The organism is Rhizobium sp. SVR5-2C (assembly GCF_056755115.1).
Genome location: NZ_JBNDHT010000344.1, coordinates 1 through 390, shown reverse-complemented (window position 1 = coordinate 390; position 390 = coordinate 1). Strand labels below are relative to the sequence as shown.

At 68.7% G+C, this 390-nt stretch carries 1 protein-coding gene; it reads right to left on the bottom strand.

The annotated features are described in order from the left end of the window. Window positions 1-390 (bottom strand): AAA family ATPase (locus tag ACPYOI_RS36005; RefSeq protein WP_481424164.1); only part of this gene is annotated, 390 nt, incomplete at both ends.

Below are 390 nucleotides of genomic sequence, written 5' to 3'. Positions count from 1 at the left end.
GAAACTGGATCGTGAAGAACGGATTGCCGGCTGTCTTCTCGTGCACGCGCCGGCCTAGCGGCGCGACGCGCTCCGGGTCGCAGCGCAGGGCATCGGCGATGAGCCGGCCCACATCCGCAAGTCCAAGCGGCGCCAACACAATCTCCTGCATCCGGCCCCCGGCGCTGCGGATCGCCGCCAGCCGCCGCATCAGCGGGTGCGTTGGCGTGACCTCGTTGTCCCGATAGGCCCCGATCAGCAGCAGGTGGCGGACCTCCGGATGGGTGGCCAGATGCTCGATCAGATCCAGGGTTGCCGCGTCCAGCCACTGCAGGTCGTCGAGGAACAGCGCGAGCGGATGCTCGGGTCGGGCGAACACGGCGAGGAAGCGCCGGAACACCAGCTGGAACC